18 protein-coding genes and 3 tRNA genes are annotated in these 19,625 nt (G+C 62.7%); 12 read left to right on the plus strand and 9 right to left on the minus strand.

Annotated features, from left to right (window positions below):
- Nucleotides 1-23: 23 nt before the first annotated feature.
- From B5E66_RS00340 to B5E66_RS00350, 3 genes are all read left to right on the plus strand, one after another.
- Nucleotides 24-101 (plus strand) — tRNA-Pro (locus B5E66_RS00340).
- A 134-nt stretch (nucleotides 102-235) separates the two neighbouring features.
- Nucleotides 236-1,453, plus strand: coding sequence for a chloride channel protein (locus B5E66_RS00345; RefSeq protein ID WP_087228001.1), 1,218 nt, complete (start codon nucleotides 236-238; stop codon nucleotides 1,451-1,453).
- A 73-nt stretch (nucleotides 1,454-1,526) separates the two neighbouring features.
- A complete protein-coding gene (locus B5E66_RS00350; RefSeq protein WP_242958048.1) occupies nucleotides 1,527-2,633 on the plus strand; it encodes a sporulation protein SpoIID in 1,107 nt (368 codons plus the stop codon).
- A gap of 80 nt (nucleotides 2,634-2,713) precedes the next feature.
- Here the strand turns inward: B5E66_RS00350 and B5E66_RS00355 are convergent, their stop codons facing one another.
- The 3 genes from B5E66_RS00355 to B5E66_RS00365 all read right to left on the minus strand — a co-directional run bounded on the left by B5E66_RS00355 (nucleotide 2,714) and on the right by B5E66_RS00365 (nucleotide 5,894).
- The gene (locus tag B5E66_RS00355) at nucleotides 2,714-3,664 is read right to left on the minus strand and encodes a glycosyltransferase family 2 protein (protein WP_087228002.1); all 951 of its coding nucleotides are present in this window, start codon (nucleotides 3,662-3,664) and stop codon (nucleotides 2,714-2,716) included.
- 356 nt (nucleotides 3,665-4,020) lie between these two features.
- Nucleotides 4,021-5,283 carry a GTPase HflX gene (gene hflX, locus B5E66_RS00360; protein WP_087228003.1) on the minus strand — a complete coding sequence of 421 codons (1,263 nt, stop codon included), beginning with the start codon at nucleotides 5,281-5,283 and terminating at the stop codon, nucleotides 4,021-4,023.
- Complete coding sequence (locus tag B5E66_RS00365; protein WP_087228004.1) at nucleotides 5,280-5,894, minus strand: GNAT family N-acetyltransferase; 615 nt, start codon at nucleotides 5,892-5,894, stop codon at nucleotides 5,280-5,282. Before B5E66_RS00365 ends, hflX begins: the two co-directional genes overlap by 4 nt.
- Nucleotides 5,895-6,023: 129 nt before the next feature.
- Between B5E66_RS00365 and B5E66_RS00370 the strand changes: the two genes are divergently transcribed.
- The 3 genes from B5E66_RS00370 (at nucleotide 6,024) to B5E66_RS00380 (ending at nucleotide 9,074) form a co-directional block, all read left to right on the plus strand.
- Nucleotides 6,024-7,805, plus strand: coding sequence for a bifunctional homocysteine S-methyltransferase/methylenetetrahydrofolate reductase (locus B5E66_RS00370; protein ID WP_087228005.1), 1,782 nt, complete (start codon nucleotides 6,024-6,026; stop codon nucleotides 7,803-7,805).
- A gap of 204 nt (nucleotides 7,806-8,009) precedes the next feature.
- Nucleotides 8,010-8,798 (plus strand): ZIP family metal transporter, encoded by a 789-nt coding sequence (locus B5E66_RS00375; protein WP_087228006.1) that lies wholly within the window; start codon nucleotides 8,010-8,012, stop codon nucleotides 8,796-8,798.
- 21 nt (nucleotides 8,799-8,819) lie between these two features.
- Nucleotides 8,820-9,074: a heavy-metal-associated domain-containing protein gene (locus B5E66_RS00380; RefSeq protein ID WP_087228007.1), complete on the plus strand. Its 255-nt coding sequence runs from the start codon at nucleotides 8,820-8,822 to the stop codon at nucleotides 9,072-9,074.
- 93 nt (nucleotides 9,075-9,167) lie between these two features.
- Here B5E66_RS00380 and B5E66_RS00385 read toward each other — a convergent pair whose 3' ends face one another.
- Genes B5E66_RS00385 through B5E66_RS00400 form a run of 4 tightly spaced genes read right to left on the minus strand, consistent with a single transcriptional unit; the run spans nucleotide 9,168 to nucleotide 12,307 of the window.
- Nucleotides 9,168-9,692 (minus strand): hypothetical protein, encoded by a 525-nt coding sequence (locus B5E66_RS00385; RefSeq protein WP_087228008.1) that lies wholly within the window; start codon nucleotides 9,690-9,692, stop codon nucleotides 9,168-9,170.
- A 12-nt stretch (nucleotides 9,693-9,704) separates the two neighbouring features.
- Nucleotides 9,705-10,553 carry a metal ABC transporter permease gene (locus B5E66_RS00390; RefSeq protein WP_087228009.1) on the minus strand — a complete coding sequence of 283 codons (849 nt, stop codon included), beginning with the start codon at nucleotides 10,551-10,553 and terminating at the stop codon, nucleotides 9,705-9,707.
- Nucleotides 10,550-11,284, minus strand: a complete 735-nt coding sequence (locus B5E66_RS00395; RefSeq protein ID WP_087228010.1) for a metal ABC transporter ATP-binding protein — start codon at nucleotides 11,282-11,284, stop codon at nucleotides 10,550-10,552. The genes B5E66_RS00390 and B5E66_RS00395 overlap by 4 nt, the downstream gene beginning before the upstream one ends.
- Before the next feature lie 12 nt (nucleotides 11,285-11,296).
- Nucleotides 11,297-12,307, minus strand: a complete 1,011-nt coding sequence (locus B5E66_RS00400) for a metal ABC transporter substrate-binding protein (RefSeq protein ID WP_087228011.1) — start codon at nucleotides 12,305-12,307, stop codon at nucleotides 11,297-11,299.
- 226 nt (nucleotides 12,308-12,533) lie between these two features.
- On the opposite strand from B5E66_RS00400, the gene B5E66_RS00405 reads away from it, so the two are divergent.
- Nucleotides 12,534-13,922, plus strand: a complete 1,389-nt coding sequence (locus B5E66_RS00405; RefSeq protein WP_087228170.1) for an MATE family efflux transporter — start codon at nucleotides 12,534-12,536, stop codon at nucleotides 13,920-13,922.
- 186 nt (nucleotides 13,923-14,108) lie between these two features.
- Nucleotides 14,109-14,948 carry an RICIN domain-containing protein gene (locus tag B5E66_RS00410; protein ID WP_087228012.1) on the plus strand — a complete coding sequence of 280 codons (840 nt, stop codon included), beginning with the start codon at nucleotides 14,109-14,111 and terminating at the stop codon, nucleotides 14,946-14,948.
- A 108-nt stretch (nucleotides 14,949-15,056) separates the two neighbouring features.
- Here B5E66_RS00410 and B5E66_RS00415 read toward each other — a convergent pair.
- Both B5E66_RS00415 and B5E66_RS00420 read right to left on the minus strand, forming a co-directional pair.
- Nucleotides 15,057-15,132, minus strand: a tRNA-Pro gene (locus B5E66_RS00415).
- Nucleotides 15,133-15,166: 34 nt separating this feature from the next.
- Nucleotides 15,167-15,240: transfer RNA gene (locus tag B5E66_RS00420), tRNA-Gln, on the minus strand.
- Between the two features lie 222 nt (nucleotides 15,241-15,462).
- Between B5E66_RS00420 and B5E66_RS00425 the strand changes: the two genes are divergently transcribed.
- The 4 genes from B5E66_RS00425 (at nucleotide 15,463) to B5E66_RS00440 (ending at nucleotide 19,513) form a co-directional block, all read left to right on the plus strand.
- Nucleotides 15,463-16,542: a 6-phosphofructokinase gene (locus B5E66_RS00425; protein ID WP_087228013.1), complete on the plus strand. Its 1,080-nt coding sequence runs from the start codon at nucleotides 15,463-15,465 to the stop codon at nucleotides 16,540-16,542.
- Between the two features lie 586 nt (nucleotides 16,543-17,128).
- Nucleotides 17,129-18,001: a transporter substrate-binding domain-containing protein gene (locus B5E66_RS00430; RefSeq protein WP_087228014.1), complete on the plus strand. Its 873-nt coding sequence runs from the start codon at nucleotides 17,129-17,131 to the stop codon at nucleotides 17,999-18,001.
- A 74-nt stretch (nucleotides 18,002-18,075) separates the two neighbouring features.
- Complete coding sequence (locus tag B5E66_RS00435) at nucleotides 18,076-18,714, plus strand: amino acid ABC transporter permease (RefSeq protein ID WP_087228015.1); 639 nt, start codon at nucleotides 18,076-18,078, stop codon at nucleotides 18,712-18,714.
- Between the two features lie 13 nt (nucleotides 18,715-18,727).
- Nucleotides 18,728-19,513 carry an amino acid ABC transporter ATP-binding protein gene (locus tag B5E66_RS00440; RefSeq protein WP_087228016.1) on the plus strand — a complete coding sequence of 262 codons (786 nt, stop codon included), beginning with the start codon at nucleotides 18,728-18,730 and terminating at the stop codon, nucleotides 19,511-19,513.
- Nucleotides 19,514-19,625 lie beyond the last annotated feature (112 nt).

Below are 19,625 nucleotides of genomic sequence, written 5' to 3' on the forward strand. Positions count from 1 at the left end.
AGCCGCAAGGCGCACAGCAATATCCGGGTGTAGCGCAGTTTTGGTAGCGCGCTTGAATGGGGTTCAAGAGGCCGTGAGTTCGATTCTCGCCACTCGGACCAAAAGACCGTCAGCATGAGCTGGCGGTCTTTTTTGCGTGCAGAGGCTTTTCCTGTCTTGCCCCGCAGGACGTAGTGTGATATTCTTCTTATAGAATGGCCGGCGCAGGCCGGCTCAAATAAAAGGAGTGGGAAAAATGAAGGATCGTGTGGGCCCGATGGTCAGCGGCTGGCTGAAACGGGCGAGGCAGGAGGCGCTGCTGGTGGTGCTGGCAGCGGCAGCCGGCGGGATCGCCGGGGTGCTGACGGCGGTGTTTGGCCGGGGTGTGCTGGCGGTGACTGCGCTGCGGGAAGCGCAGCCCTGGCTGCTGGTGCTGCTGCCCGCAGGCGGTGCGGTGATCTGGCTGGTATACGCCCGCTGGGGCAAGGAGTGCAGCCGGGGCATGGCCCTGGTCTTTGATGCGGAAGAAGGCCGCCGGGAGGACGTGCCCCTGCTGCTGGTGCCTCTGGCGGTAGGGGCTACCTGGCTGGGCCACCTGCTGGGGGCCAGCGTGGGCCGTGAAGGGGTGGCCGTCCAGATCGCGTCGGCGGGGGCCAGCCTTCTGACGCCGGCCCTGCAAAGGCAGCAGGACCGGCGCCGCCTGCTGGTGGCGGGGGTGGCGGCCGGTTTTGCGGGGCTGTTCTGCACCCCGTTGGCGGCGGTATTTTTCGCACTGGAACTGTTCCGCGCGGGGGTGGCGGTATACGACGCTCTGCTGCCGGCTTTGGTGGCCGCATGGACCGCGTCGGCGGTCAGCGGGCTGCTGGGGATGGCCCCGTCGGCGGTGGATCTGGGGATTGCAGCCCCGGCCCTGACAGGACCGGTCCTGCTGCGGCTGGCGGTGCTGGGCGCCGCCTGCGGTTTGGCGGGCTGGCTGTTTGTGGCCCTGCTGCACGGCCTGAAAGACCGTCTGGGCCGCTGGCTGCCCAATCCATGCCTGCGCATCGTGCTGGTGGGAGCGCTGGTGGCGGTCATAGGCTTTGCCACAGGCAGCCGCTACAACGGCCTGAGCGAGGGCCTGTCGGCGGCGGCCATGGCAGGGGGCAGCCTGTATGCCTGGGACTGGCTGGCCAAGCTCTGCCTGACGGCGGTGTGCCTGGCGGCGGGGTTCCAGGGCGGCGAGGTAGCCCCACTGTTTACCATTGGCGCGGCGCTGGGCGCGGTCCTGGCTCTGCCTCTGGGCCTGCCGGTGCCCCTTGCTGCGGCCCTGGCTTATGCGGCCGTGTTTGCGGCGGGGACCAACACCCTGGCCGCCCCCATCCTGGTGGGGCTGGAGCTGTTCGGCGGGGAGTATTTCGGCTGCTTTGTGCTGGTGTGCGCGGCGTCCTATCTGTGCAACGGGGGCCACTCCATCTATCCTCAGGCCAAAAGTTAAAATTCAGCCTTGCCCCGCGGGGCGGGTTTATGGTACACTTTACCAAAATAAACATAGCAGGAGGATGAATGGTTTGAAGATCACAAAGCACATCGCAAGACGGCTGGCGGCTCTGGCCCTGGCCGGGGTCATGACTCTGGCGGCGGCGCCGCAGGCTTTGGCGGCGGACACCATCGGCGGGGCGGATACCGCACAGGTGCCCGTCAGCCGGGAACTGGAACAGGAAAACTGCATCCAGTGGTTGCTGGACCTGTTTGGCCTGGGAGGCAGCGACAAGATCACGGTGGATTATCTGAACGTCCGGGGCCAGGGGCTGCGCCGCAACGTGCGGATGGACCTGGTGGACTGCCTGGTGGGCATCACCTACACCGAGCTGGGTTCGATCGGCAGCTATGCTGAGATCTCGGACCGGGCCGCCGCCGAGGCATGGAAGGCCCAGGCCATTGCCATCCACTCCTATCTGGAGTACCAGAACCAGTATGGCTCCTCGGCCAACGCTCTGACCTACACGCCGGTGGACCAGATCCCTTCTGCCACCCGCCGCAAGATGGAAAACGCCATCCGGGATGTGGCCGATCTGGTGCTGGTCTATGACAACGGCAGCGGCTGGTCGGTGTGCGACGCGGTGTTCTCCTGCAGCGCCGGCTACAACACCCAGACCGGGGTGTACGGCACCTGCTCGGCTCTGGATGCCTGGGGCACCGATGTGCCCTACCTGCAAAGCGTCGAAAGCCCCTATGAGGAGCAGTACCACAACATCCTGCGCCGGGTGATCGGCAAAGATTACCGGATGCTGGAGTACAACGACAGCCGCCACCCGGACGAGCCCTACCGGAGCGCCGACACCAGCCACAAGAGCCTGGGCGGCTTTGTGCAGTACGATACCCTGGTGGTGAATGGCCGCAGCTACCGCTACCTGAACCAGTTTGTCAGCTCCCGGTACTGCTTCGACTTCACCGCCGACCAGGACGGCACCCCGGCCATGGCGTACTATGGCTATGGCCACGGTGTGGGGATGAGCCAGTGCGGCGCAGTGGGCTTTGCCCAGGAGCGGGGGTATAACTACCGTCAGATCCTGTCCACCTACTACACCGGCACCCGCCTGATGGACAGCAGCGACGGCAGCGTGAGCTCGGGTGGCTGGAATCTGTTCGACTGGCTGTTCGGCTGGCTGTTCTGAACAGACCCTCTATAGACTATAAAAAGGCCCGCCCCTGGAAGATGGGGGCGGGCTTTTAGCTTGGTCAATTGAGGGAGGCATTAAATACAGATAGAAATGAAGTACTGTAAAATGTATTTTAAATCGATGAATTTCTTGTTTGAGGTTAGAAGAAAATCTTTAAAGGCAAACAACGACACTTTTCGATGATTTTTGATAAGCTTTTTCCAGTTGGATGGCTTTATTTTATAGAGCTGCCAAAAGATACTGTTGTATGTTTTAAAAATAAAATAATTTGAACCAGCAATGATCTCTTTTGAAGCATTATGCGCTATAAAGTAGTCTTTTATTTGATAGGAAGTTTCAATCGTTTTTATTTTTCTTTCAAAGTCATTGCTTTTACTTGAAGAACCAATTCGATAATAATAGTGATACATTGGCAGATTGCAGAAGTAAATATCAGGTTCTGCGAAAAAAAGCTGCAATGAAATTACATAATCCTCGTAATTTCTTAATGAGGGAAAGCGGAACGTATCAAATAATTCTCTTTTAAATAGCTTACAGCACATAGAACCCAAATCGTCTTCTGTTTGATATAAAACATTCAGAATACATTTTTTCCCACTTATTATACCACTTTTTGAATCAGAAAATTGGTTCTTGGAAGTGCCATCTGCAAAATCAATCGAATACGCACATCCGGTGATATCTCTCTTATATGTATTACAAAGGCTCATAAGCTTTTCACACATACGAGGATCTATCCAATCATCGCTGTCAACAAACATAATATATTCGCCTTTGCTGCGGTCAATACCGTAATTTCGTGCAATGCCCTGACCCTCGTTTCTTTTGTGGTATGCAATGACTCTTCTGTCTTTTTCTTGGTAAAAGTCGCAGATTTTTGAACTTGAATCGGTGCTCCCATCATCTATAAGGATAATTTCTAAGTTTTTGTATGTCTGAGATAATACGGAGTCAATGCATCTATTCAGATAATTTTCCACATTGTAGACAGGGATAATGATAGAAATCATCGCATTGGTTTCCATGGATTGCCTCCTCTATGCCTAGGGTGTATCTGAGAAGTCAAACATGCTGAGATATTCGCCAAAAAGTGCCAGCTGCAAGGCGCATGAGCGCTGCACTCCTCCATGGAATGCAAGCGAATGCAACGCAGCAGATGGGGCTTTTTGGTAGAATAGAACAGCGTGGGGGAGTTTTCAGATACACCCTAGTGAACTTAAAGTATATGGCAGAAGTTGGTATAAGAATTATATCAAAAAACCTATTTATTGGCAAGTTTTTTTATAATCCGAAAGAACTGGCTGTTCTGAACAGACCCTCTATAAACTATAAAAAGGCCCGCCCCTGGAAGATGGGGGCGGGCTTTGGTCGTATCCGGAGGTCAGACCAGGTAGGGCTGGTAAAGATGCAGGTCCTCCCGCTTGACGATGCCCTCGAGATAGAGGCCGTCGGGGCGGTATTCCTCGGTCAGGACGCTGCCCCGCTGGCGCATGGGGCCTGCCAGGGACAGGGCATCGTAGGGCAGCAGCACCTGGATGGTGCGCACCCGGTCGGCCAGAAGCTGGTCCAGCCGCTGCAAAAGGCGGTCCAGGCCCAGGCCGGTCTTGGCGCTGGTCAGCAGGATGTCGGGGTCGAAGGGGGCGGCCCCGGGTTTGTCGCACTTGTTGTAGAGAGTGATGCGGGGGATATCGGCGCAGTCCAGGCTGTCCAGCACCTGGGCGGTGACGGCCAGCTGCTCCTCCCGCAGCGGATCGGAGGCGTCCGCCACCTGAAGGATGACATCCGACCAGGCGGCTTCCTCCAGGGTGCTCTTGAAGGCTTCCACCAGATTATGGGGCAGCCGGGACACAAAGCCGACCGTGTCCACCAGCAGCACCGCCATGCCGCTGGGCAGCACCAGCTTGCGGCTGGTGGGGTCCAGGGTGGCGAACAGCATATCCGCTTCGGCCACGCTGGGGCCGCACAAAGCGTTCATCAGGCTGGATTTGCCCACGTTGGTGTAACCCACCAGGCTGACCACCGGCATACCGGTCTTGGCCCGGGCCCGGCGGCTCTCCCCGCGGCGCTTTTCCATTTCGGCCAGACGGGCGGCCAGGGTATCGATGCGGGCGTGGATGTGGCGGCGGTCCAGCTCCAGCTTGGTTTCGCCGGCGCCTCGTCGTGCGCCTGCTCCGCCGCCCCCGCCGCCGCCCTGGCGGCTGAGGCTTTCGCCCATCCCCTGGAGCCGGGGCAGACGGTACTTCAAAAGGGCCAGCTCGGTCTGCAATTTGCCTTCCCCGGTCACGGCGCGGCTGCGGAAGATCTCCAGGATCAGCATGGTGCGGTCGATCACTTCCACCCCCACCGCCGTCGAGATGTTGCGGATCTGGCTGCCGGTCAGCTCACCGTCAAAGACGGCGCACTGGGCCCCCAGCTGCTGGGCGGCGAGGCGCGCTTCCTCCAGCTTGCCGCTGCCCAGAACGGTGCCCGTCTCAGGAGTGGAGCGCTTTTGCACCACCTCGCCCACCGCTTCCATGTGGTTGGCCTCGCACAGGGCGGCCAGTTCTTTCAGACTGCGCTCGCAGTCAAAGGCCCCCTGGTCCAGCGCCAGCAGCAGGGTGGGGGTAGGGGGCGTTTCCACCAAAATATCGTATAATTCGCTCAAAGTGTGTCCTTTCTCGTCTGCCAGGCGTCCCGCGTCAAAAGATAGGTATGGCAGGGCACCGGCGTGCCGTCGAATTTGTGGTAGGTGTCGTCGTGGTGCCAGACAAAGCCCGCCTTCTGCATCACCCGGCCGCTGGCGGGGTTTTCCACCGCGTGGCAGCAGGCCAGCCACCGGCTGTCCGTCCGGGTGAACCAGTAGTCCACCGCAGCCCGCAATGCCTCGGTGGTATAGCCTTTGCCCCACCAGGCGCGGCCGATGCAGTAGCCCGGTTCCCACACCCCCTGGGAGGTATCGAAGCCCAGACTGCGCCAGGTTTCGGCGGCCCCGGGCTCGCCCATCCGGTCGTCGCAAAAGCTCATCGTGCCGAACACCTCGCCGGTGGCCTTGTCCACCAGGCACCAGTGGTAGTAGTCGGAGTTTTGGTACAGCTCGTCCCAGGCCGTCAGCAGGGCGAAGGTCTCGGTTTCGTCTTTGTGGGGCTCCCACCGCGTATAACGGGTGACGGCCGGGTCGCTGGCCCAGTTGCGGTACATGGCCGGGGCGTCCGCCGGGGCAATGCGGCGGAGAAGCAGCCGGGGCGTTTCGATCTCTTGTGTGCCGGCATGGCGCATGGTGCATTCCTCCCTTGGTTCATGTGGAGACAAATATAGCATATATGCGCCCTTTATGCAAGAGGCGCTTGACAATTTGGCCCGGACCGTTACACTGGTAGCATAAACCACCGAAAGAGAGACGGAACTATGAAAAATGCGCGTGAGATCCTGAAAGACCGCGTCCTGTTGTTTGACGGGGGGATGGGCACCTATTACAAGGCCCGGCCGGGGCTGGAGTGCGAACAGGCCAACCTGGAGGACCCGGCGGGCATCCTGGCGGTGCACCGGGAATACCTGGCGGCAGGGGCTCAGGCCCTCAAGACCAATACCTTCGGCCTGCCCCGGATGGCGGCAGCCCATGTTCCCGGCTGGCAGCAGCTGGCCCGGGCCGGCTGGGAGCTGGGAGCCCAGGCTCTGGCAGAGGCAGGGGGAGAGGGCGCCCTGTTCGCGGACATGGGGCCCGCCCCCGACACCGAAGCCGACCCCGCTGCCCAGAGCTACAAGGCGGTAGCGGAAGTGTTTTTGGAGCTGGGTGCGGAAAATTTCCTGTTTGAGACCCTCAGCAGCGACGCCGGCCTGGCCGAAGCTGCGGCCTATATCAAGAGCCGGCGGCCGGACGCCTTTGTGCTGGTATCCTTTGCGGCGCTGCCCGACGGCTACACCCGGGAGGGCCTGTCCTGCCGGGAGATGGCGGCCCGGATGGCGGCCTGCGGCCAGGTGGACGCCGTGGGCCTGAACTGCCTGCTGCCCCCCGGCGCCATGGCCCCGGTGCTGCAAGGGGTGGCGGGCTGCGGGCTGCCGGTATCCGCCATGCCCAACGGAGGCTACCCCCTGGTGACCCGCAGCCGTGTGGTCTACCGGGGCAGGCCCGACTACTTTGCCCGGGAGATGTGCCGCATCCGGGCCGGGGGCGCGGTCATCCTGGGAGGGTGCTGCGGCACGGCTCCCGCCCACATCGCGGCGCTGCGGCAGGCCCTGGAGGAAACGCCCATGCCCATTTGCGGGACCGAAGCTCCGGCCCCGCAGCCCGAGGCCCAGATCCTGCCGGCGGTCTCCGACCCCTTCCTGCGCAAGCTGGCCCGGGGGGAGCGGGTGATCGCAGTGGAGCTGGACAGCCCCCGGGACGCCGACCTGACCGGCTATATGGCCAGCGCCCGGCGGCTGCAGCAGGCCGGGGTGGACGCATTGACCATTGCCGACTGCCCCATTGCCCGGGCCCGTGTGGACGCCAGCCTGACCGCCTGCAAGCTGCGGCGGGAGCTGGGGTTGGTGGCCATGCCCCACATGACCTGCCGGGACCGCAACCTGAACGCCATCAAAGCCCTCCTGCTGGGCCTGTACGCCGAGGGGGTGCGGGAGGTGCTGGCCATCACCGGGGACCCCATCCCCACCGCCGAGCGGGACGAGGTAAAAAGCGTCTACCAGTTCAACTCCCGCAAGCTGGCGCGGTACATCCACGCGCTGGCGGGGCCGGGGGAGGCCCTGCCGGGGATGACGGTGTTCGGGGCGCTGAACCTCAACGCCCGCAACTTCGACGTAGAACTGCGCCGCGCCCAAGAAAAACAGGACAGCGGGATGGCGGGCTTTTTGACCCAGCCGGTGCTGTCGGCCCGGGCGGTGGATAACCTGCGCGCCGCCCGCGCCGCCCTGCCGGGGGCCAAACTGCTGGCCGGCATCATGCCGGTGGTCAGCCACCGCAACGCCCTGTACATGGAAAATGAGATCAACGGCATCCACGTGGAGGACAGCATCATCCGCCGGTACGAAGGGGCCGACCGGGCCCGGGGCGAGGAGCTGGGCCTGGAGATCTCGCTGGAGATGGCGCGGGCCGCCGGGCCCTGGGCCGACGGCTTTTACCTGATGACTCCCTTGGGCCGGGTGGGGCTGATGGAAAAGCTGGTGCAGGCCATCCGCCGGGAGGGACTGTGAACCGGCCTTGACAAGCGGGCCGCCGCACACTATAATGGAGCCAGAGGGCCGCTCGCAAAGCTGGGGCGGCCTTTGGCTGGACTTTCTGGTTTGCTGCAACAAACTAGAAACCTAGAAGATTGTGTGCCCGACTCACGGACAGGGCGTGGAAAGGAGAATAGAATGGAGGGAAGAAGCAACTGAATAGAAACGAGGTAACGATTTATGCTGAGCAAAGTCATGTGGGGGATACTGATCCCCTTTTTGGGCACTTCTTTGGGGGCGGGATGCGTCTTTTTGATGCGGCGGCAGCTGCATGAGCTGGTGCGGCGGGGGCTGACCGGGTTTGCCGCCGGCGTGATGGTGGCGGCGTCGGTGTGGAGCCTGCTGATCCCCGCGCTGGAGGAAGCCGGAGCCGCCGGCATGGGGGTATGGTCCTTCGTGCCTGCCGCCGGTGGATTCTGGGCGGGCGTGCTGTTTTTGCTGGCGCTGGATCATCTGATCCCCCACCTGCACCAGAATGCCCGCCGGCCCGAGGGGCCGCCCGCCCGGCTGCCCCGCATCACCATGATGATGCTGGCGGTGACGCTCCACAACATCCCCGAGGGGATGGCGGTAGGGGTGGTGTACGCGGGATATCTCACCGGTGCGGCGGATATCTCGGCGGCGGGGGCCCTGGCTTTGTCGCTGGGCATTGCCATCCAGAACTTCCCCGAGGGTGCCATCGTATCCATGCCCCTGCGGGCTGAGGGCGCGTCCCGGCGGCGTGCCTTTGCGGATGGGGTGCTGTCCGGCATCGTGGAGCCGTTGGCCGCGGTGTTCACTATCCTGGCCGCCGAACTGGTCCTGCCCGCCCTGCCCTGGCTGCTGGCCTTTGCAGCGGGAGCCATGCTGTATGTGGTGGTGGAGGAACTGGTGCCCGAGATGGCCAGCGGACAGCATTCGGACATTGGCCCGATGGCTTTTGCGGCGGGCTTCACCCTTATGATGGCCCTGGACGTGGCTCTGGGATGAGACAACAAGGAGGACGGAACGATGTACAAGACGACCGCGAAGATCGACGGGATGGCCTGCGGGATGTGCGAGGCCCATGTGAACGAGACGGTGCGCAAAGCTTTTGCGGTGGAGAAGGTCACCTCCTCCCACCGGCAGGGCACCTGCACCATCCTGTCCCGGCAGCCCATTGAGGAGCAGGCCCTGGCCGCCGCCCTGGAGCCCACCGGCTACCGTGTGGTATCGGCCCAGTGCCAGCCCTATGAGAAGAAGGGCCTGTTCGGCTTTGGACGCTGATACGCTGCAAAAAAGACCGCCGATCAGGCGGTCTTTTTTGCAGCGTATGTGTCCCGTCCATCCGCACATGTCGGCTGGACAGGACTTTTTTGCTCATTCAAATACGGCGTCGGTCAGGTGGAGATAGCGGAAGCCGTTTTCTTCGTACAGCTCCACCGTGCCCACCACCCGCACCTGGCTGCCCTCGGCGGGGTAGTCCTGGGGATAGGCGGCGGACGGGTCCGCCAGCTCAAACTCCAGCCCCTGGGCGCAGCAGGCCAGGGCGTCCTCGATGACGCAGTAGAAGAAGTTCTGGCTCAGGTCCTCTTCTCCGTCCATGGTGTAGCCGTGCTCCACCGAGAACTCTCCCTCCATCCGCACCGTCTTGCCCAGATAGGGGATGGGGTCGTACATCAGATTGCTCACCTCGGCAAATACCATGGTGCTGCTGAGGGTGGTCAGATCCACGTCCACAGGGGCCGGCTGGCTGACGGCCTGGGGCTGGCTGGCCGGAGCAGAGGAGACAGGGGGCGGGGCCGGCTGGCTGGCCGGGGACTCCGGCGTGCCGGCCTGCCTGCCGCATCCGGTCAGGACAGCGGCGGCCAGCAGCAGGGCTGCACAGCGGGCAAAGGGGTGCATAAGGACCTCCTTTCAGGCGGCGCGGCCGGTGACGGCCCCCGCCAGCGCGAACAGCGCGAACACGCCCAGGTCCACCGCCACGATGGTGGAGCCCACCGGGGTGCCCGCCAGGATCGAGATGAGGATGCCGGCGGCGGCGCAGACCACCGATACCACGGCGGCACACACCGTCACCGCGCGGAAGCTCTTGAACAGCCGCATGGCCGACAGGGCGGGGAAGATGATGAGGGCCGAGATGAGCAGCGAGCCCACCAGGTTCATGGCCAGCACGATGATCACCGCGATGACCACCGCGATCAGCAGGCTGTAACGGCCCGCAGGCAGGCCGGTGGCCGCCGCAAAGACTTCGTCGAAGGTGACCGCGAAGATACGGTCATAGAACACCACGAACAGGGCGATGACCACCACCGACAGCACCACACACAGCCACACCTCGGCCCGGGTGAGGGTGAGGATGGAGGTGGAGCCGAACAGGGTGCTGCACACATCCCCCGACAGGTTGGTGCTGGTGGAAAAGAGGTTCATCAGCAGATAGCCCACCGCCAGGGTGCCCACCGACAGCACCGCGATGGCCGCATCCCCCTGGAGTTTGGCGCCCCGGCCCCCCCGCAGCAGCAGGATGGCCGCCGCGATCGTCACCGGCAGCACCAGCAGCATCTCGTCGGTCAGGTTGAACACCGCCGCCACCGCCAGGGCGCCGAAGGCCACATGGCTCAGCCCGTCCCCGATGAAGGAGAACCGCTTGAGCACCAGCGTCACCCCGAACAGGGAGGCGCACAGGGCGATCAGCACCCCCACCACCAGGGCATAGCGCACAAAGGGGAAGGTGAAATAGTATTGCAGCGTCTCAAATGCTGTCACTGGGGGTCACCGCCTTTCGGAAAGTCCTGGGAGCAGGGGGCGAACATCCGGCCCGCCCCGCTGGCCGCGTAGGCGGCCGCCGTGCCAAAGAACAGCCGCTGGCCCTCCCCGATGTGAAGGATATGGCTGGCATATCCCACCGCCGCAGAGATGTCGTGGGAGATCATGATGACGGTGATGCCGTCCTGCCGGTTCAGCCCGGCGATCAGCTCGTACAGCTCGGCGGTCACCTTGGGGTCCAGGCCGGCCACCGGCTCGTCCAGCAAAAGCAGCTTGCGGGTGGCGCACAGGGCCCGGGCCAGCAGGACGCGCTGCTGCTGGCCGCCCGACAGCTCCCGGTAGCACCGCCGCGCAATGGGGGTGATGCCCAGCCGCTCCATGTTGCGGGCGGCCAGGGCCTTTTCCTCCTTGCCGTAGAAGGGGCGCAGGCCGCACCGGTTCAGGCAGCCCGACAGCACCACCTCCTGCACGCTGGCCGGGAAGTCCCGCTGGATGGGAGTCTGCTGGGGCAGGTAGCCGATCTCGTTTTTGTGCAGGCCGTCCCCAAAGACGATCTGTCCCGACAGAGGGGACCGAAGGCCCAGCAGGGTCTTCATCAGGGTGCTCTTGCCCGAGCCGTTTTCCCCCACGATGCACAGGTAGTCCCCCTGCTCCACCGTAAAGGACAGGTCCTCCACCACCCGGGTGTTCTCATAGCCCAGGTCCAGATGCTTACAAGTGATCAGTGCCATAGCGTATCTCCTTTATGCGGCGCAGCCCAGTGCCTGCCGCAGAACGTCCAGATTCTGCTCCATCAAAGACAGATAGCTGACCCCCGCTTCCACATCGCCGGCGTTCACCGCCTGCATCGAGTCGATGGTCAGGATGGCCGCGCTGCGGTCTGCGGTGTTCTGTACGATGGTCTGGGCCACCCGCTGGTCCGAGTTCTCAATGGTCAGCACGGCGGGCAGACCCAGCTGGTCCACCTTGCCGGCCAGAAAAGCGATGGTCTCAAAGCTGGCCTCGGTCTCAGCCGAGCAGCCGGGGAAGGCGGCGTAATAGTCCAGGCCGTAATCCTCCACCAGATACCGGAAGGGGAACCGGTCCCCGAACAGCAAGGTATCCACCGTCCCGGCGTCCACCGCCGCCTGGTAATCGGCGTCCAGGGCTTCCAGCTGCCGGCAGTAGGCAGCCGCATGGTCGGCATAGGCCTGGGCATGGTCGGGGTCCAGCTGGCCCAGAGCATCGGCAATGGCGCCGACCAGCAGCTGGGCGTTGCGGAGGGAAAGCCAGATGTGCTCGTCGTATTCGGCCTCCTCGTCATGGCTGTGGCCCTCGTGGTCCTCGGCCTGCATCCCTTCGGCCAGCTCCTCCAGCCGGGCCTGGCTGCCCAGCTGCTCCAGCATGGACACCGTCTGCATGGCGGGGTTGACCGCCTCGGCCAAAGCGTCCTCCACCCAGCTGTCCGAGGTGCCTCCGATATACAGGAACAGATCGCAGGAGGACACCCGCAGCATATCCTGGGCGGTGGGCTGGTAGCTGTGCATATCCACGCCGGTGTCCTGCAGCCAGGTCAGTTCCACACCGGGAACCTCCCCGATCACCTGCCTGGCCCAGTCATACAGGGGGAAGATGGTGGCCACCACCTGTATGGTGTCCTCCTGGGGGGCGGCATCCGGACGGCTGCCCGAAGGGCTCTGGCCGCAGCCCGCCAGCAGCCCGAGGGCCAAAACAGCAGCCGACAGGGCAGAAATAAGACGTTTGGGTTTGAACATAAAAGCGTTCCTCCGATAAAAGCAAGCCCGCGTTGGGGCGAATTTGCAACTTGACTGCAAATTATTATACACAGGGCCGGGGCGGTTGTCAATCGGGTTTTGGTGATTTTCCTACAAAACAGCCCGGTATTTTCTGTGCAGGATGGCAACAGCCTTGCCCGCTCGACAAAGAATGGGGAATGATGTATACTATTGTAAAAGACAGGTACAGGGAGCGTGCAGCATGATGTCCCAGCAGGAAAACGCCCAGAAGGCGCAGTTTATCAAAATGACCCAGACCCCCATCCCCAGGCTGGTGATGGGGCTGGCGGTCCCCACCATCCTCAGTATGCTGATCACCAGCATCTACAATCTGGCGGACACCTTTTTTGTAGGACAGCTGTCCACCAGCGCTTCGGGAGCGGTGGGGGTGGTGTCCAGCCTGATGGCGGTGATCCAGGCCATCGGGTTCATGCTGGGGCATGGGGCGGGCAGCGTCATCAGCCGGAGCCTGGGCAGCGGGGATACCCACAAGGCGTCCCGGTTCGCCTCCACCAGTTTTTTCACCGCCATAGGGGCGGGAGCGGTGCTGGGTGTGTGCGGCATTGCGGGGCTGACAGGACTGGTGCGGCTGCTGGGCAGCACCGAGACCATCCTGCCCCACGCCCGGGCCTATGCCTTTTACATTTTGCTGGCGGCTCCTTTTATGATGTCCAGCCTGGTGATGAACAACATCCTGCGCTATGAGGGCAAGGCCAGCTTTGCCATGGTGGGCCTGGTGACAGGCGGCCTGCTGAATATCCTGCTGGACCCTCTGTTCATCTTTGGGCTGGGGCTGGGCACCGGGGGCGCGGGGCTGGCCACCGGCCTGAGCCAGATGGTCAGTTTCGGCATCCTGCTGTCCATGTATCTGCGGGGCAAGACGGTCAGCAAGCTGGCCCTGAAAAATTATACCCGCGCCCCGGCGGACCTGGTCCTGATCCTGACCACCGGCCTGCCCAGCTTTGGACGGCAGGGCCTGGCCAGCTTTGCCAGCATGATGCTCAATGTGGCGGCCCGCCCCTATGGAGACGCGGCGGTGGCCGCCATGAGCATCGTCAGCCGGATCTTCCAGTTTTTGCAGTCGGTGGCCCTGGGGGTGGGGCAGGGATTCCAGCCGGTGGCGTCCTATAATTATGGCGCCCAGAAGTTCCACCGGGTGCGGGCGGCCTGCATCTTTACCATGGAAGCGGGGATGGTGCTGCTGACCGTCCTGGCAGGACTGAGCCTTGCCGGAGGGGATACTCTGGTGCGCCTGTTCCGGGATGACGACGCGGTCACCGCCATCGCGCTGCCCGCCTTCCAGTGGCAGTGCGCCGCCACCCTGCTGCAGCCGGTGCTGGTGTGCAGCAATATGCTGTTCCAGAGCGTGGGTAAGTCGGTGCGGGCCACCTTCCTGTCCTGCTGCCGGCAGGGGATCTTCTTTATCCCGCTGATCCTGGTGCTGCCCCGGGTGTGGGGGCTGGCGGGGGTGCAGTACAGCCAGCCCATTGCCGATCTGCTCAGTTTCTTCGTGGCGGTGCCCTTTATGGCGCAGTTTTTGGCCGAACTGGACCGGATGGAAGCCCGGGTGCAGGCCGGCCAGGCCCCGGAATGACCCAAAACGCGCCGGCCTGTGTCTCTAAAAATTTTGAGGTAAGAGCCTGGGTTTTGTGCAAGTTGATGAAAGAACGCCCACATACTTGTGAAAAATTACGACGGGTGGTATAATTCCACCAAGAACTCGAATGCCCGGGCCCGGCAGGGCGGGGCCAACCTGATAATCTGCGTGGAGGGATAGACCATGAAAACCATCGAACAGACCTCGATCAAGGCCGGCAGCTACTACACCATCGCCGCCGCATCCGGCTGTGTCATCGAGTATGTGGGACAGGCGGCTGACGGCGCCCAGCTGCGTCTGGGCAAGTACCAGCACAAGCCTGAGCAGGAGTGGTCCTTCGTGCGGGTAGGGGACAACGCCTACCGCATCCACTGCCGTGCCAACAACAAGGTGGTGGACCTGGTGGCCGCCGGCACCGGCCGGGGCACCTGGCTGCACCTGTGGGACGATGTGATGGGCAGCTCGCAGGTGTGGGTGCTCACCCGCAACAACGACGGCACCGTGCAGATCAGCAGCCCCTGGGCCAGCGGCAAGTGCGTGGATACCGTGGGGATGGGCAGCCCTGAGGGGGCCATCCTGCAGATCTGGGACAAGACCCCCGGCGACGACCAGCATTGGCTGATCGCTCCGGTCCGGGAGCGCAAGGGCACGGCCAAGGCAGAGGAGGCCGAAAAGACCCAGACCGCCGCCGTGGAGGCCGCCCCCGCAGAGCAGGCACAAACTGCCGGGGCACAAACTGCCGAGGCACAGCCTGCTGAGGCGCAGCCGGCTGAAGCGGAGCCTGCTCCCGCACAGGCTGTGGAGGAGAAGGCCGCCGAACCGGCTGCCGCGGAAAAGCCCAAGCGCCGTGCCTGCCGCACCAAGAAAGCGGCGGAGGCTCCGGCTGCCGAGGCCGAAAAGGCCGGGACTGCCGCTGAAAAAGCTCCGGCTCCCAAGAAGGCTGCTTCCCGCAAGAAGGCTGCCGGGACGGAAGCTGCGCCCAAAAAGCGCGCCGCCCGCACCAAAAAGACGGCCGACAAATAAGTAAGACGTGCAGAATGATGCCCCCGCTGTCCGAAACAGGATGGCGGGGGCTTTCTGCTGCGGCCGGCAGAACAACAAAAAAGACGAATGCCATCAAGCACTCGTCTTTGGTCGGAGCAGCGGGATTTGAACCCACGGCCTCCTAGTCCCGAACCAGGCGCGCTACCAGCTGCGCTATGCCCCGAAAATACCGCAGCCTTTTGTGCTGCGGTTAGGTTTGGTTGGGGATGAGAGAATCGAACTCCCACAAGTAGAGTCAGAGTCTACCGCACTACCACTATGCAAATCCCCATCATTCAGTTTGGGCCAGGTGCCGCGCCCTGCCGGGCCGCCGCCGCTGACAAGGGATATTATACCTGAACAGGCCGCCTTTGTCAACACCTTTTTTTACTTTTTTGCGGCGGCGCATTTTCTTATGAAATAAGGCCAAAAACCTTGACAGCGAGCCCCTTTCGGGCTAATCTTATACATAAGATATGGGCCTGTGCCCAAGACAAGGAAAAGAGGGTTTAGAATGAAGAAACGTGTTGGCATCCTGACCGCCGGCGGCGACTGCCCCGGCCTGAACGCGACCATCCGCGGCGTGGCGAAAGCGCTGTACGTCCGCATGGGGGAGAACGTGGAGATCATCGGCATCCTGAACGGCTACCATGGGCTGATCAACGGGGACTACAAAAAGATGCAGCCCGACGATTTCCGCGGCCTGCTCACTTTGGGCGGCACCATCCTGGGCACCAAGCGCACCCCCTTCAAGATGATGCAGGTCATCGAGGAGGACAAAATCGACAAAGTGGCCGCCATGAAAAAGACCTATAAGGATCTGAAACTGGACTGCCTGCTGTGCCTGGGCGGTAACGGCACCCACAAGACCGCAAATCTGCTGTCGCAGGAGGGCCTGAACATCATCGGCCTGCCCAAGACCATTGACAACGACATCTATGGCACCGATGTGACCTTCGGTTTCCACACTGCGGTGGAGATCGACACCGAGGTGATCGACCGCATCCACACCACCGCCGGCAGCCACAGCCGCGTGATGTGCATTGAGATCATGGGCAACAAGGCGGGCTGGCTGACCCTGTATGCCGGCATTGCCGGCGGTGCGGACATCATCCTGATCCCCGAACTGCCCTACGATATCGACCGTGTCTGCGCCGCGGTGGAGCGCCGGGCCAAGAACGGTTCCAACTTCTCCATCATTGCGGTGGCTGAGGGCGCCATGAACGCCGAGGAAGCCCGGATGAAGCGCAAGGAATGGGCCGCCAAGCGGGCCGAGGCAGGCTTTGGCGCTACCGCCACCAACCGCATCGCCGCTGCCATCCAGAAAAAGACCGGCCTTGAGACCCGTGTGTGCATCCCGGGACATATGCAGCGCGGCGGCACCCCCTGCGCCTATGACCGTGTGCTGTCCACCCAGTTCGGCAGCCATGCAGCCAAGCTGGTGGAGGCCGAGCGCTATGGCGTCACGGTGGCCATGGTGAACAACCGCGTGGTGGAGAACCGCCTGGAGGATATTGCCGGCAAGAGCCGCAATATCCCCGAGAGCTGCGATCTGCTCACCGTCGCCCGCCGCATGGGCATCAGCCTGGGCTGACATGCTTTGCCGCGTCCTGTGGCTGCGTAGCCGAGCCGCGTCCTGCGGACGAAGCAGGCGAGGCGGAGCAGGGGCCGCGGTCTGAATTTTCAAGCGCATTGCATGCGCGCCGGAAATTCAGGGTACCGCAACCCGGACGAAGCAGGCAAAGCATGTCAGGCGCAGCGCTCCGATTTTTACAAGCATCATCCTGGATGCGCAGGAAAAATCGGCCAAGCGCAAGAGAGCAGACTTCTTTGCCGCGTCCTGCCCTTCGCAAGCCGGACGCAGCAAAAGCAGGGGACCGCAACCCGGACGAAACATCCCAAACCCAACAGCACATCAGCCTCCGCCGCCCTGTCAAAAGGACGGCGGGGGTTTTTTTGTATGGCCGGCTTCTTGACTGCGCACCAATGCATAAAACTGGCAAAAACCGGACTTGTTTTGTATAAAACGCCAAAAATGTCCTGCGGCGGGCTTTGCCCCCTTTACAACCGGGAGCGGGTGGGGTATAATCCAATACGTTATCACTGCATCGCTTTACCACGGTAGAATGATAGCGCGGAGGGGCCGCGCCCGGCGTGCAGCGCATAGGGAGGAGATCACGATGAGAAAGTTGAAAAAGGCAGTTTCCCTGATGATGACGGCGGCCATGTGCCTGTCCTTTGCAGCCTGCGGCGGCTCCGCCAGCTCTGCTTCGTCCGCTTCGTCTGCGGCGGCTTCGTCCGGCGCGGCAAGCCAGGAGGCAGCTTCGGCCGCTTCGAGCGAAGCGGAGAGCGATCTGGCCTATGTGCAGGACAAGGGCACCCTGGTGGTGGGCATGACCGACTTCGCCCCCATGGATTACCGGGACGAGAACGGCGAGTGGATCGGCTTTGACGCCGACATGGCCAAGGCGTTTGCCGAGTACCTGGGCGTGGACGTGGAATTTCTGGAGATCAACTGGGACAACAAGCTGATGGAGCTGGACACCAAGGGCGTGGACGCCATCTGGAACGGCATGACCATCACCGACGAGGTGACCAACGGCGCGTCGGTGTCCCAGCCTTACTGCAACAACGGCCAGGTGGTGGTGGTGCCTGCTGAGAAGGCCGCCGACTACCAGACCACCGACAGTCTGTCCGACCTCGCCTTTGCGGTGGAGAACGGCTCGGCGGGCGCCGAGCAGCTGGACGCCCTGGGCATCCCCTATGTGGCCAAGACCACCCAGGCCGACGCCCTGATGGAGGTGGCCTCGGGTGCTTCGGACGCCTGCGTCATCGATCTGCTGATGGCGGGCGCCATGATCGGCGAGGGCACCAGCTACCCCGACCTGACCTACACCGTCCAGCTGAACAGCGAGGAGTACGGCGTGGGCTTCCGCAAGGGCTCGGATCTGGTGGACGCCTTCAACACCTTCTGGCAGGAGGCCTATGCGGACGGTACCGTCACCGAAGTGGCCACCACCTACGGCGTGCAGGAATCCCTGATCGCCTACTGAATCGAAGCATGACGATGGCAGCGGCCTGGCCCCCCGGGGGCGGGCCTGCTGCTGTGTAAAAGGAGAGGAAGTTTATGCTGCTGACCGTTACCCTGAGCTTGCTGGAGGGCCTGGGCATCACCATGGAACTGTTCGCCCTGACCCTGCTGCTGGCGCTGCCTTTGGGCCTTGTGATCGCCCTGGGGGCCATGAGCCGGCTGCGGCCTCTGCGGTGGCTGGTCAGCACGGTGGTGTGGGTGGTGCGCGGCACCCCCCTGATGATCCAGATCCTGATCATCTTTTACGGCCCGGGCCTGCTGTTCGACCTGCCCCTGCTGCCCCGGTTCGGGGCGGCGCTGCTGAGCTTTGTCATCAACTACGCCTGCTATTTTTCCGAGATCTACCGGGGCGGCATCCAGTCCATCCCCCGGGGCCAGTATGAGGCGGGCGAGGTGCTGGGCATGACCCGCAGCCAGATCTTCTTCAAGGTGACGCTGCTGCAGGTGGTCAAGCGGATCGTGCCGCCCATGGGCAACGAGTTCATCACCCTGGTCAAGGACACCGCCCTGGTGCGGGTCATCTCGGTGTACGAGATCATCTGGATGGGGGAATCCTACATTAAAAAAGGGATGATCTGGCCTCTGTTCTATACCGCCGTGTTCTATCTGGCGGTCAACGGCATTTTGACGCTGCTGTTCCGCTGGGCTGAGAAGAAGCTGGATTATTTCCGCTGAGGAGGGGGACGCCATGGCCATTCTGGAAGTCAAGAACATCGAAAAGCACTTTGGCGCCACCCGGGTGCTGGAGGACATCAGCTTTGAGCTGGAACAGGGCCAGGCCCTGGCCATCATCGGCTCGTCGGGGTCGGGCAAGACCACCCTGCTGCGCTGCCTGAATTTTTTGGAGGCCCCCGACCGGGGGCAGATCGTGGTGAACGGGGAGACCCTGTTCGACGCGGCCGATCCCGCCACCCAGCGGGAAGGGGAGGTGCGGCGCAAGCGGCTGCACTTCGGGCTGGTGTTCCAGTCCTTCAACCTGTTCCCCCAGTACACGGCCCTGCAGAACGTCATGCTGGCCAAGCAGCTGCTGGCCAAAGAGCAGCCCGGCTACAAAGAGAACAAGGCGCAGGTGAACGCCGCCATCGAGCAGGAAGCCCGCGAGCTGCTGAGCCGGATGGGCCTGGCCGACCGCGCCAACCACTACCCCCACCAGCTGTCGGGCGGCCAGCAGCAGCGCGTGGCCATTGCCCGGGCGCTGGCCCTCCACCCCGATATCCTCTGCTTTGACGAGCCCACCAGCGCCCTGGACCCCGAACTGACCGGGGAGGTGCTGAAGGTGATCCGCAGCCTGGCCGAGCAAAAGACCACCATGATCATCGTCACCCACGAGATGGCCTTTGCCCGCGATGTGGCAGACCGGATCATCTTTATGGACGGCGGCGTGATCGTGGAGCAGGGAGACGCCCGCCAGGTGATCGAACGCCCCCGCCAGGAGCGCACCAAGCAGTTCCTGGCCCGCTATTCGGAAAACTGAATCCCGGCCCCCGCTGCCCGTATCCGGACGGCGGGGGCTTTTGCTGTCTGCTGCGCCCCAAAGAGGGCCCGCCGGCCTTGCCCCGGCGGGGCGGAAGGTGTATACTGAAACT

Source organism: Faecalibacterium sp. An121 (assembly GCF_002160915.1).
GTDB classification, from domain to species: domain Bacteria; phylum Bacillota; class Clostridia; order Oscillospirales; family Ruminococcaceae; genus Faecalibacterium; species Faecalibacterium avium.

What these genes read in the sequence shown, in the direction of transcription:
- B5E66_RS00355 (WP_087228002.1), bottom strand. Translation starts at nt 3,664, where the DNA reads ATGGAAACCAATGCGATGATTTCTATCATTATCCCTGTCTACAATGTG.
- B5E66_RS00380 (WP_087228007.1), top strand. Translation starts at nt 8,820, where the DNA reads ATGTACAAGACGACCGCGAAGATCGACGGGATGGCCTGCGGGATGTGC.
- B5E66_RS00440 (WP_087228016.1), top strand. Translation starts at nt 18,728, where the DNA reads ATGGCCATTCTGGAAGTCAAGAACATCGAAAAGCACTTTGGCGCCACC.
- B5E66_RS00435 (WP_087228015.1), top strand. Translation starts at nt 18,076, where the DNA reads ATGCTGCTGACCGTTACCCTGAGCTTGCTGGAGGGCCTGGGCATCACC.
- B5E66_RS00430 (WP_087228014.1), top strand. Translation starts at nt 17,129, where the DNA reads ATGAGAAAGTTGAAAAAGGCAGTTTCCCTGATGATGACGGCGGCCATG.
- B5E66_RS00365 (WP_087228004.1), bottom strand. Translation starts at nt 5,894, where the DNA reads ATGCGCCATGCCGGCACACAAGAGATCGAAACGCCCCGGCTGCTTCTC.
- B5E66_RS00400 (WP_087228011.1), bottom strand. Translation starts at nt 12,307, where the DNA reads ATGTTCAAACCCAAACGTCTTATTTCTGCCCTGTCGGCTGCTGTTTTG.
- B5E66_RS00395 (WP_087228010.1), bottom strand. Translation starts at nt 11,284, where the DNA reads ATGGCACTGATCACTTGTAAGCATCTGGACCTGGGCTATGAGAACACC.
- B5E66_RS00410 (WP_087228012.1), top strand. Translation starts at nt 14,109, where the DNA reads ATGAAAACCATCGAACAGACCTCGATCAAGGCCGGCAGCTACTACACC.
- B5E66_RS00385 (WP_087228008.1), bottom strand. Translation starts at nt 9,692, where the DNA reads ATGCACCCCTTTGCCCGCTGTGCAGCCCTGCTGCTGGCCGCCGCTGTC.
- B5E66_RS00345 (WP_087228001.1), top strand. Translation starts at nt 236, where the DNA reads ATGAAGGATCGTGTGGGCCCGATGGTCAGCGGCTGGCTGAAACGGGCG.
- B5E66_RS00370 (WP_087228005.1), top strand. Translation starts at nt 6,024, where the DNA reads ATGAAAAATGCGCGTGAGATCCTGAAAGACCGCGTCCTGTTGTTTGAC.
- B5E66_RS00425 (WP_087228013.1), top strand. Translation starts at nt 15,463, where the DNA reads ATGAAGAAACGTGTTGGCATCCTGACCGCCGGCGGCGACTGCCCCGGC.
- B5E66_RS00375 (WP_087228006.1), top strand. Translation starts at nt 8,010, where the DNA reads ATGCTGAGCAAAGTCATGTGGGGGATACTGATCCCCTTTTTGGGCACT.
- B5E66_RS00405 (WP_087228170.1), top strand. Translation starts at nt 12,534, where the DNA reads ATGTCCCAGCAGGAAAACGCCCAGAAGGCGCAGTTTATCAAAATGACC.